This window comes from Aureicoccus marinus (genome assembly GCF_002954325.1).
Classification (GTDB): Bacteria; Bacteroidota; Bacteroidia; order Flavobacteriales; family Flavobacteriaceae; genus Aureicoccus; species Aureicoccus marinus.
Genome location: NZ_MQVX01000001.1, coordinates 223,691 through 236,120 on the forward strand (window position 1 = coordinate 223,691; position 12,430 = coordinate 236,120).

Sequence of the window (12,430 nt, forward strand, 5' to 3'; positions counted from 1 at the left end):
TTAAAATAGTTAGTTTTACCCAACTTTTTTGATAAAATTAGCACAAGTTTTGTGCCAAACTACAGTGAATGGCTAAAAAACTAACGCCTCGAGCCGAGGATTATTCAAAATGGTACAACGAACTGGTTGTACAAGCCGATTTAGCAGAGAACTCAGGGGTTCGTGGCTGTATGGTGATCAAACCCTACGGCTACGGTATCTGGGAAAAAATGCAAGCCCAACTGGACAAAATGTTCAAGGAAACAGGCCACCAGAACGCCTATTTTCCTCTGTTTATTCCAAAGTCCTACCTCAGTAAAGAGGCGAGTCACGTCGAAGGCTTTGCTAAGGAATGTGCTGTAGTCACACACTACCGCCTTAAAAATGCGGAGGACGGAAGCGGAATCGTTGTTGATCAAGACGCCAAGCTTGAAGAAGAGCTCATCGTGCGTCCAACCTCAGAAACCATCATCTGGGACACCTATAGAAGATGGATTCAGTCCTACCGGGATCTACCGCTAAAGCTAAACCAATGGGCCAATGTGGTGCGCTGGGAAATGCGTACTCGTTTATTCTTGCGGACGGCTGAATTCTTATGGCAAGAAGGACACACCGCCCATGCTACACGGGAAGAGGCGATTGAAGAAGCTGAACAAATGATGCACGTATACGCCAGCTTTGTAGAAGAGTTTATGGCTGTACCTGTTGTTCGCGGTTTAAAGTCAGAAAGTGAGCGCTTCGCTGGGGCCGAAGAAACCTACTGCATTGAGGCTTTGATGCAGGACGGAAAGGCTCTTCAGGCGGGAACTTCTCACTTTTTGGGGCAGAATTTTGCCAAGGCCTTTGATGTGAAGTTTCAAGATAAGGAAGGGAAGCAGGAATTGGTCTGGGCGACCTCATGGGGGGTGTCTACTCGTTTGATGGGAGCCTTGATCATGACGCACTCTGACGACCAAGGCTTGGTGCTGCCTCCAAAATTGGCACCTATTCAGGTTGTTATTGTTCCTATTTACAAAGGAGAAGAGCAGCTGAGCCGTATTGCGGACTATCTAGATCCGTACATCAAGGAGCTTCGTGAAGCGGGCATCAGTGTCAAGTTTGACGATCGAGATACCCACAAACCTGGGTTTAAATTTAATGAATACGAGCTCAAGGGTGTTCCGGTGCGTATTGCTATCGGCTCACGTGATCTTGAGAACGGAACCTTCGAAATTGCGCGTCGTGATACCCTGAGTAAAGAGAGTATTGCCGCGGCCGATATGGTCAAGCATGTCCAAGGCTTGTTAAAAGATATTCAGGAGAATTTATTCACCAAGGCGATTGCCCACAGAGAAGAGCATACCACCAAGGTCGATGGCTACGAAGAGTTCAAGGAATTGTTGGAGTCCAAAGGAGGCTTCTTCCTGGCTCACTGGACGGTACAGCCGAAACGGAAGACCGTATAAAGGAAGAAACCAAGGCCACCATTCGGTGCATTCCTATTGACGCAGAGGAGGAAGACGGGGTTTGTATTTATTCCGGAAAGCCATCCTCGAGAAGAGTGGTTTTTGCCAAGGCGTATTAATGAGTTTTGCATCAGGGTTAAAAAAAACGACCAGCACTTGTAATACTTAAAAATAGTTGTATTTTTGCGTCCGCAATTATGCGACCTATGGCCCGTTCGTCTAGGGGTTAGGACGCCAGGTTTTCATCCTGGTAACAGGGGTTCGATTCCCCTACGGGCTACAAATTAGTAATGAAAATTTTACGGGAAATCCGGTAATAGGGCCCGTTCGTCTAGGGGTTAGGACGCCAGGTTTTCATCCTGGTAACAGGGGTTCGATTCCCCTACGGGCTACAAAAAAATAAAAATGGCAAATCACAAATCTGCTTTAAAGCGAATCAGAAGAAACGAAAGCGTACGTCTGCGTAACCGTTATCAGCACAAAACTACTCGTAATGCAATCAAGAAATTGCGCACTGAGGAAGACAAGAAAGCGGCTGAAGAAATGCTTCCTGGCGTTTTGTCTATGATCGATAAGCTGGCTAAGCGCAATGTGATTCACAACAACAAGGCATCTAACTTGAAGAGCAAGTTGATGATCCATGTGGCTCAGATGTAATCAGCTGTTTTAAAGAATAAGAAGCTCTCCGATTGGAGGGCTTTTTTTGTGGCCAGATTTTAGCGAAATGCTGGTCTTGATGCACGAATAAAGCCAATGATAAAAATGATGTACATGGCCGCGATTGATAACTCAAATACGGTGCCCAAACCATAGGGTTGAAAAACGTTGCGGTAGTAGTTGCACATCAGGAAGTAGAGCATAGGGAAGGGGAGATAAAAAGCGATCAATCCGCGATCTATCCAAAACATCAGGTTGTAGTAGGCAGGCGTGCTGCCTCGTTTTTGTTTGAGTTCCCAGATGTGAAAAAAGGCCGCTGTAGCAATCAAGAATCCTTCAATCATAGCCGGCGCGAGGAATACATCGTGAGCAGGGTCGAGATAGATGAGACAAATGAAGTAACTGATAAAATAAAGGATGACTCCACCTTTGATCACTAGTTGCAGTCTTCTTCTCTTGATCAGTTTGAGGTACACCCAGGCAAAATACAAGAGGGTCAATACCCCATAGATATTGTAAATAATGATGTTGTGCCAATCGTAACGGGGATCCGTGTAAAAGGTAAACTCGGAATAGTTTTTGACCAGAAACCCCAAAAGTTCATTCAAAAAGGTGTATCCAATAAAGAGTGGAAGGTGGCGAATAGCGGTATCGAAGTACTTTTTAAAATTAATAACCCCTACCACCCAAGTGAGGGCGTATAGGGGTAAAATTGGAAATTTTATAAAAATGTCTTCGATTATGCGCCACATGGCCTAAAAATCATCTGGTGGTGGAGGCCCTCCTTGGCTGTAATTCAGAATCAAACTACCATCTCCTTGATAAATTGGTGAAGGCAATAGGCTGATAGGAACTAAACTAGCTTCGGCAGTTCTAGGATTGGACTTGCTACCCAAATCCGCTTGACCTTTTAGGTTAGCGCTCCAGTCTCTGATTAGCTGAGCTTTGCCATCCGATCCGATGTAAAATCCAAATTCCTGATCTCTTTCCGCATTCACAAGAGTGGGAAGAATAAAAATTCCATTTTGACGGGGATGAACCACCTGACGTCCATTCGGGTAGGTTGGACTATTGGGGTTGTTTCCGAAGTAAAAGCGAAGGCTTTCTACTTCTACACCGGCCTTATTGGCTTCTTGCTCAACATAGCTGACGTACTGCCTGATTGTCTCAAAATCAAAGGCGGCATAACGAGCTACGACAAATTCCTGAGGATCTCGTTTAGCTTCATAGGCCTCAATAATAGGAACTCGATTTATAGAGTAGCCATCGTAGAGCCTTTTGGCTTCTTTTAGACTAATCAAGTCTTTTGGAGGTTGCACAGTTGCTTCTTTGGCCGCATTTTCGGCCGGGGCATTTTCATTTTTACCTTGCGTATTGCAAGAGCTCAGAAATAGACATACGCTGCCGCAAAGCGCCAAAAATGGCGTTTGTAAATGTTTCATGTTAATGGTTTTTAATGTTCAACGGCGGGGAAACCTTAGCTAAAGATAAAGTTATTCGTTCATTGTCATTAAAAACTCTTCATTGTTACGGGTTTGTTTCATTCGCTGCTCCATGAATTCCATGGCCTCCACAGGATTCATATCGGCTAGGTATTTGCGCATAATCCACATGCGTTGGATTGCGCTTTCGTCCAAGAGCAGGTCATCACGTCGTGTGGAAGACGAAATAAGATCGATAGCCGGGAAGATTCTGCGGTTCGCGATACGGCGATCTAACTGAAGTTCCATGTTACCGGTACCCTTAAATTCTTCAAAAATCACCTCGTCCATTTTGGATCCGGTCTCGGTAAGAGCTGTAGCGATAATGGTCAGTGATCCACCATTTTCAATATTACGTGCGGCTCCAAAGAATCGCTTGGGCTTGTGCAATGCGTTAGCGTCAACACCACCACTCAGTACTTTACCAGAGGCAGGCTGTACGGTATTGTAGGCACGAGCAAGACGTGTAATCGAATCCAACAAGATGACTACATCGTGTCCACATTCAACCAGACGCTTCGCCTTCTCGATAACAATGTTCGCAACACGCACGTGCTCGGTCGCTTCTTTGTCAAAAGTAGAAGCCACTACTTCACCGCGAACATTGCGCTGCATATCGGTTACCTCCTCAGGGCGCTCATCAATCAAAAGAATGATTTGGTACACCTCTGGGTGGTTGGCTGCAATAGCATTGGCAATATCTTTTAGGAGCATGGTCTTACCGGTCTTGGGCTGAGAAACTATCATTCCCCTTTGCCCTTTACCAATCGGTGCGAACAAGTCCATGATGCGAGTAGACAGCGTGCTTTGCTTCTCGGCCAAGTCGAATTTTTCTTTTGGAAAGAGTGGTGTCAGGTGTTCAAAAGATACACGGTCACGAACCACCTGAGGATCCAGGCCGTTGATTTTATTCACCTTGATTAAAGGGAAATACTTTTCTCCTTCCTTTGGAGGACGAATACTCCCGAGCACCGTATCTCCTGTTTTCAAACCGAATAGACGAATCTGGGATTGAGAAACATAGATATCATCTGGAGACGAGAGGTAATTGTAATCCGATGATCTCAGGAATCCATAACCATCCGACATAATGTCCAAAACCCCTTCGCTGGTAATGATGCTGTCAAACTCAAATTCAGGTTCTTTGTACCTGTTTTTCAAGTCTTTATCGAAGTTGCTGTTCTTCTTGTCTTGACGGTTGTTGTTATTATTGTTGTTGGTGCGGCCGCGCTGCTGTTTTTGCTGTTGTCCGTTTTGGCGGTAGTTGTCCTTTTTCTGGCCATCCTTCCCGTTTTTGGAGTCGGTTTTCTCGTCTCCTTTGGACTGCTCTTTCTCGCGACTTTGTCTTTTGTCCTCGCTGGCCTCCCCGCTTTTGGCCTCCTCCTTATTAGCGGGCTTTCGGCTGCGGGGCTTGCGGGTTTTCGCGGTGTCCTCACCGCTAGAAGTGTTGTCTTTGACTGGAGTTTCTTTTTTGAGGGCTTGTGGGTTAGAAGCCTGAAAATCCAGGATTTGATAGACCAAATCCAGCTTTTTAAGTGAACTGAATTTCGGTACGTTTAATTCTTTAGCGATCTCCTGTAGCTCAGGTAATTTTTTGGCTTTTAGATCTGAAATCTCAAACATGTAAGAAGAAAAAAGTGAATAATACGTGCTCTAGAATACGTGGAGCAACATTAAAAAATTTGGAATAGTGGAAGGCAAAGAAGATTGCCTAGGGTAAGTATTAAATCAATAACGACACAAGTATACAAATTATTTTTCAAGAGGAATGCTTGTTTTCCCAAAAGAGGTTCTATTTTTACGCTCCTTTAACACAGGAGAATATTATGTGGCAGAGAATACAAACCCTTTACCTAGCTTTGGCAGCGATCTTGAATGCTGCTTTGGGTTCCTGGGTGCCTCTTTACAAAGAGAACTCTGCGGATTGGATTTTGGCCACTGATCGACTAGAAGTGCTTATTGGCTTTGGATTAACCGCCCTTGGTGCTTTAATTTGTATCTTCCTGTACAAGAAAAGACAGAACCAGTTTGTGCTGAACAGACTGCTTATGATATTGAATCTTTTTTTACTAGGATTTTTCGTTTTCCGGTCCCTAAACTTATCCGGAGAGACTGTCGTCTCAGAGAAGGGTATTGGGATGTTGATTCCGATTTTTTCTATCGTTTTACTGGTCCTGGCTAACAGGAACATCAAAAAGGATGAAGATCTCGTAAAATCTGTGGATCGATTGCGATAAACCTTACATCTTAGTAGTATTAGTGCGTGAAACCCGGGATCTTCCCGGGTTTTTTTGTTTTACAAAGAGAAGCGTTGACCTACTCGGGCGATGTTTAAACCGGCCCTCTCGACTTGCCTGACCCGGTCTTCGTTTTCGGGCCGATCCGCATGGAGCAGTGGGTTGGTGTGGTTAAAATGGATCAGATAAATCTTTATTCTTTCCTCCAGTGGCAAGGATTCTACTTTTGCAAGAGTTTCCAGAACAAAGGGGTGCGGAATCTCGTCCATATTGCGACCAGGGAGTTCATCCGTATCAAAAAAGGTGGCGTCGATAAAGGCGTAATCGACTTGGGTCAAAACCGTATTGAGATCGCGCTCCCAGAGCTTCCATTTATCAATGTCTGGTACAAAAAGGGCAGTTTTAGAAGGCCCTTCAATAAGGTAGGCAGCGGTCTCAGAATATTCGTCCCGGTGGGGGACCTTTACAGGAACAACAGCAAGGCGATTACTCAGATGTTGAGTGCTATCCGCAGCCAGGGTATGGAGTTGGATATTATTCAGGTGCACCAATTGGTTCCAAGGCCCTTGGGATTCGATAAAGGAGGTCATTCGGGGCAAGCCATAAACCGGTACTTCTTTTGCGCCCATTGCTTCCCGACCCAGGTGAACCAGTCCGATATAGTGTCCCATGTGGGCATGGGTCAAAAAGACCCCGCTGGGTTGAGATAAAGCCGGTTCGAGCTCTTCGGATAAATCTTGCCATTGCTGGCGGATATCGGGGGTCGCTTCAAATAGGTATTGCTTTTTCAGAAGATGATCAGTGATTCCAAGACTAACAACGGGAGTGTGGAGTTCGGGGTGACCCCACAAGGGTTTACAGCAGTCCTTTTGGCAGTTCATCTGGGGGCTTCCGGCATCTTGGGCGGTTCCCAGTACCTGGAGAATCACTTGCGTTGAAGCTTTAGTTTGTTCGGCCGGAGTGGATGGATTTTCGGATTGTTTGCCCGAACAGCTCAATCCTAAAACTAGCGCTACAAGAAGCCCCGGTATTTTTAAAAATGCACCATTTCTCATGATTCCTCTGATTTTATTTTTCCTCTTTTACCAAATTCGATGACCTGCAGGTCTTTGAACTCTTTGCCGTCGACCACAAATTGCAGCGCTGTTCGCGTCTGATGAAACCCATGTTGTCCGCAGGCACCTGGATTCATATGCAAAAGCTGACGTTTGGGGTCCTGCACCACCTTCAGGATATGGGAATGGCCAGAGATGAACAGATCAACGGGCTTGCGGTCCAAAAAGGCTTTGGCTTTTGGGGTATATCTCCCAGGATATCCACCAATATGGATCATATAAATGCGGCATCCTTCGCACTCAAAGTACAATTCTTCGGGGTATTCCTGTCGAACCCGATGACCGTCAATATTCCCATAGACTCCTCGTAAAGGAGCGATGGCGTTGAGCTGATCGCATACTTCGAGTTTGCCCATGTCTCCCGCATGCCAGATCTCATCGGCCTGTTCAGCATAATGGAGAATTCGTTGGTCCAGGTAGCCGTGGGTATCTGAAAGAAGAAAGATTCGCTTCATGGGATTTTGAATGGATAAACAGAGAGGAATATCTTTACAGGGTAAAAATACAGCAAGCCTTGCGATATTTCTTAGAATGTGCCTTTAAGGGAACGGCCTACCACGGCTGGCAAAAACAACCGGACGCCGCAAGTGTGCAGGAAAGGTTGGAAGAAGCCTTGACCTTGCTCCTGGGTGAAACGACAGAGATCACCGGTGCTGGTCGAACGGATGCTGGGGTTCATGCGCATCAGATGTACGCTCATTTTGATGCTGCCGAGGAACTGGACTGTCAAGACCTGGTGCATCGCTTGAATCGATTTTTACCGGAAGACATTGTCGTTAAGAGTATTTGGAAACTTCACGATGAAGCCCATGCCCGTTTTGATGCCACGGCTAGGGCTTACCGTTACCGCATCGTCCAAAAGAAAGATCCTTTTGAATCAGAGTGGGCGCATAGAGTCCATTTGCCATTGGATGTGGAAGCCATGAATAAGGCAGCTTCTCTGCTTTTGGGTCAGCGGGATTTTCAGTGTTTTTCGAAAAGCAAGACCGACGTAAAAACCTATATCTGCGACCTGCGTCAGGCCGAGTGGAAAAGAGAGGGGGATATTCTGGTCTTTTCTATTGAAGCCGATCGCTTCTTGCGCAATATGGTTAGGGCAGTAGTGGGTACCTTACTCGAAGTCGGGTTTCACAAGAAAAGTCCTGAAAGTGTGCTGGAGATTTTGGAGGCCAAAGACCGTTCTCAGGCAGGGGTATCGGTGCCTGCAAAAGGGTTATCTTTGGTATCGATTCGCTACCCCTATTCCGATCAACTGAGATAGGGATATCCATCCAAATTGGTTATGAGTAAAGAGAAAGAACAAGGAAAAACCTTTGATTACCAGCTGCTCAAAAGGGTGATTCACTACACCAAACCCTACCGTCTTGTCTTTTACGGCGTGGCTCTAGCGGCCGTTCTACTTTCGGCCTTTGCGGTGCTCACTCCGGTTTTAGTTCAAGAAGTGGTCGATTCCGGAATTACCAGTAAGGATCCAGACCGCCTGTTGACTTTGGTGATTTGGATGACCGTGGTCTTGGTGGCCGAAGTGGTCTGCCAGCTACTTTTTACCTACTACGCCAACTGGCTCGGTGAATCGGTTATTCGCGATATCCGCATCAAGCTGTTCCGACAGATGATCGGATTTAAAATGACCTATTACGATAACTCTTCCATAGGTGTCTTGGTGACAAGAGCCGTTTCTGATATGCAGAAGATTGGTGAAATTTTCAGTCAGGGTTTCTTTGTGATAATCGCCGATGTCCTGAAAATGGTCGTCGTTGCGGTGGTTATGCTGGTTATGGATTGGGAACTCGCTCTTATCGTGTTTATTTTGATGCCTGTTATTCTGCTTTTGACCCGTTGGTTTCAGCGTTCCATGAAAGTGGCCTTTACCGAAGTGCGAACCCAGGTGGCCCTCCTCAATGGTTTTGTGCAGGAGCGTCTGGCCGGGATGAAAATAGTACAGTTGTTTACCCGAGAAGAAATGGAGAAGCAACAGTTCGAAGCGATTAACGAAAAGCATAAGGCCGGCTGGTTGAAGACGATTTGGTACAACTCCATTTTCTTCGCTTTGGCCGAAATGATCTCTTCGGTAGCCTTGGCTTTGGTCATAGGATACGCCGGATTCAAAATAATTGGCCGGGACTTGAGCATTCCGGAGTCACAGTTTGGGGTCATCTTCGCCTTTGTTTTATTGACTGGATTGCTCTTTAGACCCTTGCGTCATATCGCGGATAAATTCAACACCCTGCAAATGGGAATGGTGGCTGCCAGACGTGTTTTTGAGGTGCTTGATACCGACAGTCATATTCCCAATACCGGAACCCTGTATAAGGAATCCGTTCGAGGAGAAATTAGTTTTGAGAACGTACACTTCGGTTACATTCCCGAAGAAGAAGTGCTGCACGGGGTGAGCTTCGATGTCAAAGCAGGGGAGACCCTGGCCATTGTAGGGGCTACTGGAGCGGGTAAGTCAACCATCATCAACTTACTGAATCGATTCTACGATATCAGCAGTGGAAACATTCGCATTGACGGAACCGATGTCCGGGAATTCGAATTATCGGCCCTGCGTAAGCACATTGCTATTGTCCTTCAAGATGTCTTTTTATTCGCCGATACCATCGAGCAGAATATTTCTTTAGGGCACCCTGATATCAAGCTCTCGGATATTGAGGATGCTGCCAAGCAGATTGGGGTGCATGAGTTTATTTCGAGCCTGCCAGGTGCTTACGGGTACAATGTAAAGGAAAGAGGTTCTATGCTTTCTGGAGGGCAGCGTCAATTGATTGCCTTTTTGCGGGCCTATGTCAGTAAGCCCTCCATCCTGATTCTGGACGAGGCCACTTCTTCGGTCGATACCTATACGGAGCAACTCATACAGAAGGCGACCGATAAGATTACCGAAGGGCGCAGCAGTATTATCATTGCTCACCGCCTGGCCACCATCAAAAAGGCAGATCGCATTCTGGTTATGGATGCCGGCCAGATTGTAGAAACAGGCACCCACAAAGAGCTGCTCGAAAAAGGCGGTTACTACCGCGACCTGTACGAAGCTCAATTCCTAGACGAGGAAGTACTGGGGTAGATCCAATAAGAAGGCGCTTTCTTTGGGGATAAAGCTCTCGCGTAGTTCTGGGTTTAAAAAGATGATCATTATCATTATTAATATCAAGGCCACATAGAGAACGGCCCCAAAGGCGAAGAACAGCATAGTCCTGGCCAGAATCCCGACAAAACTCAGGTCAAAGACTCGCTTCATTGTAAAGGCGTAGTACAGAATCATAAGGAGAGAAGCCATTACCGAAGACCAATAAAATACTTCTTTGTTCCATAGACTGGCAAGACTCATTAAGGTTGTTAGGATATAAGCATGAGAATAGGCATAGGTGTTCAGAACAATATGCTCGCTGTAGTTTAGGTCCTTCATCTTCCAGAAAATCACTTTACTGGTTAAGGCCAAAAAAGGGATGGTTGCAAAGGTGAGTAGGTATATATTGTCAATGGTAAATTGGAGAAAATTCTCCATATTTTCCGCCATCATTTGATCGAAAGCTGGATTCTTACTGGAATCCAGATTCATCATATCGCTTACTGTTAAGATATCTGGAAAGAAGGTTGCTTGAACGTAGTAATTGGCAACTACAAAGGCCAAGGTCAGGGTGATGTACGAGACCGGATTCAGGTACTTCCCTCGAACCCCGTTGATATAATCCAATATGACCACCTCGGGCTTCGTAGTCATATGGCGAAGAGTCCTTAATAGGGTATTGTCAATATTCAGGAAGCGGTCCTTAAAGTCTTCCAATAAATGACTAATCGTCAGTCGTCTACGAATGATCTTGGCTCCGCAACTGGGGCAAAACAGATAGTCCGTGCGCAGAGCTTTGTTGCAGTTTTTACAGTTCATAGCAGTTTAATCGAGAGCGCCAGGCGGTAAGAAGTCATTGATTTCAATTACCCCCAGGAGCAGATTGATGATAAAAGTGACAATGGACAACCCAAAAAAGCCCATCACATAGAGCATTAAAAAAGCCATAGCCTGTACGAGTCGTGTTCCGATTCCGGTTTCGGTATTCAGTCGCCAATAGACATACACACTGTAGGTTGCCATGGTTAGAAGCCCAAGAGTAGCTATGAGCAAGTAATATTTTGGGATGGCAAAAAGAGCAACCAAGCTAACAGGGAACATGAAAATGCTGTAATTAGCCAGAATATAAATGGCCGCGAGGATGTTTTCGACATAACTCAAGCGTTTCACGTTTAGAGCGATTAATCCAGACAAGGCCAAAATCGGGATATAACCCAAAAAGATGAAGGTGCTGTATTCCATATTGGCTGCCGACATCTTTCGGTTGGCTTCTGCGCTGCCGTTGCCGTTGATGAGCTCAAAATCAATCATTTCCCAGGCGTAGGATTTCATCACAAACAAGGTAAGCCCGGATAGGGTTAAGGCAATGGCCAGAAGGCTGGCCGGGTTTAAGTACTTCCGGCGTATTCCATTGAGGTAGCCCAAAATAACGACTTCGGGCTTGATCAGCATGTGGGTAATCGTCCGAATAAAGGTGTTGTCGACATTGAAATAGCGCTCGACAAAGTCGTGAACCAGTCCTTTAAAGGTGATCCTTCCGTGGATTACTTTGGCGCCACAATTTGGGCAAAAGCTGTAGTCGGTTCGCAGCGAGAAATTGCAGTTCTTGCAGTTCATCGGGTTGGTGTTTAGTAGGTGCAGACTATCAGGGGGTTAGCCTAAATCTTTTTTCACTTTTTCGGAAAGTTCGTCCAAAGTTTTGAAAGGCACAAATGCCCGGTCTTTGATGTAAGAGATTTGCCCTGTTTCTTCACTCACGACCAGACAAAGGGCGTCGGTACTTTCGGTTATTCCGATGGCCGCGCGGTGGCGAAGACCGTAGCGCAGTGGAATATTCCTTTCGTTGGACACCGGCAAAATAACCCGGGTGGCTGTGATTTTATTGCCCTGGACAATGGCTGCCCCATCGTGCAAGGGACTGTTTTTGTAAAAGATACTTTCGAGAATAGGCTGGGTGATTTCGATACTCATCTTATCTCCCGTCGACTTGATAAAATCGAGACTGTTGGTCCGTTCCATAACAATGAGGGCCCCGGTCTTGTTGGAGCTCATTTTTTCGCAAGCGCGCAGCACCGCGTCGACGTCCGTTTTGGTCGGAATCTCGGTTTGCTGTCGAAGGAACCGGAAATAGCGACTAAAATTCTGCTTGTTCGGAAAGTTAGCGGAACCGATCATGACGAGGAACTTTCGGATTTCCTGCTGAAAAACCACTACGAGTACGATAAAACCCACTTGCATAAAGCCACCAACAACACTACTGATCATTTTCATGCCCAGTAATTTGGTCAAGTTCCAGAAGGTCCAGACGATGACCAGCCCAATAAAAATATTGATGGCTACGGTACCGCGTAGGAGCTTGTATACGTAATAGAGAAGGAGGGCGACCAGGAGTATGTCGATGAAATCGGTAATCTTAAATTCGAGGAAATTCAGGTACTCCAAGGAA

At 45.9% G+C, this 12,430-nt stretch carries 12 protein-coding genes, 2 tRNA genes and 1 pseudogene; 7 read left to right on the forward strand and 8 right to left on the reverse strand.

Features of this window, described 5'->3' with window-relative positions:
* The first annotated feature begins 68 nt into the window (after positions 1-68).
* The 4 genes and pseudogenes from proS to rpsT all read left to right on the forward strand — a co-directional run bounded on the left by proS (position 69) and on the right by rpsT (position 2,081).
* Positions 69-1,543: pseudogene (gene proS, locus BST99_RS01100) on the forward strand (proline--tRNA ligase).
* A gap of 89 nt (positions 1,544-1,632) precedes the next feature.
* Positions 1,633-1,704: transfer RNA gene (locus tag BST99_RS01105), tRNA-Glu, on the forward strand.
* A gap of 40 nt (positions 1,705-1,744) precedes the next feature.
* Positions 1,745-1,816 (forward strand) — tRNA-Glu (locus tag BST99_RS01110).
* 13 nt (positions 1,817-1,829) lie between these two features.
* The gene (gene rpsT, locus BST99_RS01115; RefSeq protein WP_105000164.1) at positions 1,830-2,081 is read left to right on the forward strand and encodes a 30S ribosomal protein S20; all 252 of its coding nucleotides are present in this window, start codon (positions 1,830-1,832) and stop codon (positions 2,079-2,081) included.
* A 59-nt stretch (positions 2,082-2,140) separates the two neighbouring features.
* On the opposite strand, the gene BST99_RS01120 is transcribed toward rpsT, so the two are convergent.
* From BST99_RS01120 to rho, 3 genes are read right to left on the reverse strand one after another with little or no spacing between them, the layout of a single operon-like run.
* A complete protein-coding gene (locus BST99_RS01120) occupies positions 2,141-2,833 on the reverse strand; it encodes a hypothetical protein (protein WP_105000165.1) in 693 nt (230 codons plus the stop codon).
* 3 nt (positions 2,834-2,836) lie between these two features.
* On the reverse strand, positions 2,837-3,523 hold the full coding sequence (locus tag BST99_RS01125) for a hypothetical protein (protein ID WP_105000166.1): 687 nt from the start codon (positions 3,521-3,523) through the stop codon (positions 2,837-2,839).
* A 51-nt stretch (positions 3,524-3,574) separates the two neighbouring features.
* Positions 3,575-5,185, reverse strand: a complete 1,611-nt coding sequence (rho, locus tag BST99_RS01130) for a transcription termination factor Rho (RefSeq protein WP_105000167.1) — start codon at positions 5,183-5,185, stop codon at positions 3,575-3,577.
* Positions 5,186-5,388: 203 nt separating this feature from the next.
* On the opposite strand from rho, the gene BST99_RS01135 reads away from it, so the two are divergent.
* Positions 5,389-5,799, forward strand: coding sequence for a DUF4293 family protein (locus BST99_RS01135; RefSeq protein ID WP_105000168.1), 411 nt, complete (start codon positions 5,389-5,391; stop codon positions 5,797-5,799).
* 59 nt (positions 5,800-5,858) lie between these two features.
* On the opposite strand, the gene BST99_RS01140 is transcribed toward BST99_RS01135, so the two are convergent.
* Complete coding sequence (locus BST99_RS01140; RefSeq protein WP_105000169.1) at positions 5,859-6,854, reverse strand: MBL fold metallo-hydrolase; 996 nt, start codon at positions 6,852-6,854, stop codon at positions 5,859-5,861.
* On the reverse strand, positions 6,851-7,369 hold the full coding sequence (locus BST99_RS01145) for a metallophosphoesterase family protein (RefSeq protein WP_105000170.1): 519 nt from the start codon (positions 7,367-7,369) through the stop codon (positions 6,851-6,853). Before BST99_RS01145 ends, BST99_RS01140 begins: the two co-directional genes overlap by 4 nt.
* Before the next feature lie 59 nt (positions 7,370-7,428).
* Between BST99_RS01145 and truA the strand changes: the two genes are divergently transcribed.
* Positions 7,429-8,175 carry a tRNA pseudouridine(38-40) synthase TruA gene (gene truA, locus BST99_RS01150; protein ID WP_105000171.1) on the forward strand — a complete coding sequence of 249 codons (747 nt, stop codon included), beginning with the start codon at positions 7,429-7,431 and terminating at the stop codon, positions 8,173-8,175.
* A gap of 21 nt (positions 8,176-8,196) precedes the next feature.
* Positions 8,197-9,981 carry an ABC transporter ATP-binding protein gene (locus BST99_RS01155; protein ID WP_105000172.1) on the forward strand — a complete coding sequence of 595 codons (1,785 nt, stop codon included), beginning with the start codon at positions 8,197-8,199 and terminating at the stop codon, positions 9,979-9,981.
* On the opposite strand, the gene BST99_RS01160 is transcribed toward BST99_RS01155, so the two are convergent.
* Genes BST99_RS01160 through cdaA form a run of 3 tightly spaced genes read right to left on the reverse strand, consistent with a single transcriptional unit; the run spans position 9,958 to position 12,426 of the window.
* Complete coding sequence (locus tag BST99_RS01160) at positions 9,958-10,803, reverse strand: DUF3667 domain-containing protein (RefSeq protein ID WP_105000173.1); 846 nt, start codon at positions 10,801-10,803, stop codon at positions 9,958-9,960. The two genes, BST99_RS01155 and BST99_RS01160, sit on opposite strands and share 24 nt — an antisense overlap.
* A 6-nt stretch (positions 10,804-10,809) precedes the next feature.
* Positions 10,810-11,601, reverse strand: a complete 792-nt coding sequence (locus BST99_RS01165; protein WP_105000174.1) for a DUF3667 domain-containing protein — start codon at positions 11,599-11,601, stop codon at positions 10,810-10,812.
* Between the two features lie 36 nt (positions 11,602-11,637).
* Positions 11,638-12,426, reverse strand: a complete 789-nt coding sequence (cdaA, locus tag BST99_RS01170; protein ID WP_105000175.1) for a diadenylate cyclase CdaA — start codon at positions 12,424-12,426, stop codon at positions 11,638-11,640.
* Positions 12,427-12,430: the final 4 nt, after the last annotated feature.

Bases quoted from the DNA above. Each gene is read 5' to 3' on its own strand.
- rpsT (WP_105000164.1), top strand. From the start codon at position 1,830: ATGGCAAATCACAAATCTGCTTTAAAGCGAATCAGAAGAAACGAAAGC.
- BST99_RS01120 (WP_105000165.1), bottom strand. From the start codon at position 2,833: ATGTGGCGCATAATCGAAGACATTTTTATAAAATTTCCAATTTTACCC.
- BST99_RS01125 (WP_105000166.1), bottom strand. From the start codon at position 3,523: ATGAAACATTTACAAACGCCATTTTTGGCGCTTTGCGGCAGCGTATGT.
- rho (WP_105000167.1), bottom strand. From the start codon at position 5,185: ATGTTTGAGATTTCAGATCTAAAAGCCAAAAAATTACCTGAGCTACAG.
- BST99_RS01135 (WP_105000168.1), top strand. From the start codon at position 5,389: ATGTGGCAGAGAATACAAACCCTTTACCTAGCTTTGGCAGCGATCTTG.
- BST99_RS01140 (WP_105000169.1), bottom strand. From the start codon at position 6,854: ATGAGAAATGGTGCATTTTTAAAAATACCGGGGCTTCTTGTAGCGCTA.
- BST99_RS01145 (WP_105000170.1), bottom strand. From the start codon at position 7,369: ATGAAGCGAATCTTTCTTCTTTCAGATACCCACGGCTACCTGGACCAA.
- BST99_RS01155 (WP_105000172.1), top strand. From the start codon at position 8,197: ATGAGTAAAGAGAAAGAACAAGGAAAAACCTTTGATTACCAGCTGCTC.
- BST99_RS01160 (WP_105000173.1), bottom strand. From the start codon at position 10,803: ATGAACTGTAAAAACTGCAACAAAGCTCTGCGCACGGACTATCTGTTT.
- BST99_RS01165 (WP_105000174.1), bottom strand. From the start codon at position 11,601: ATGAACTGCAAGAACTGCAATTTCTCGCTGCGAACCGACTACAGCTTT.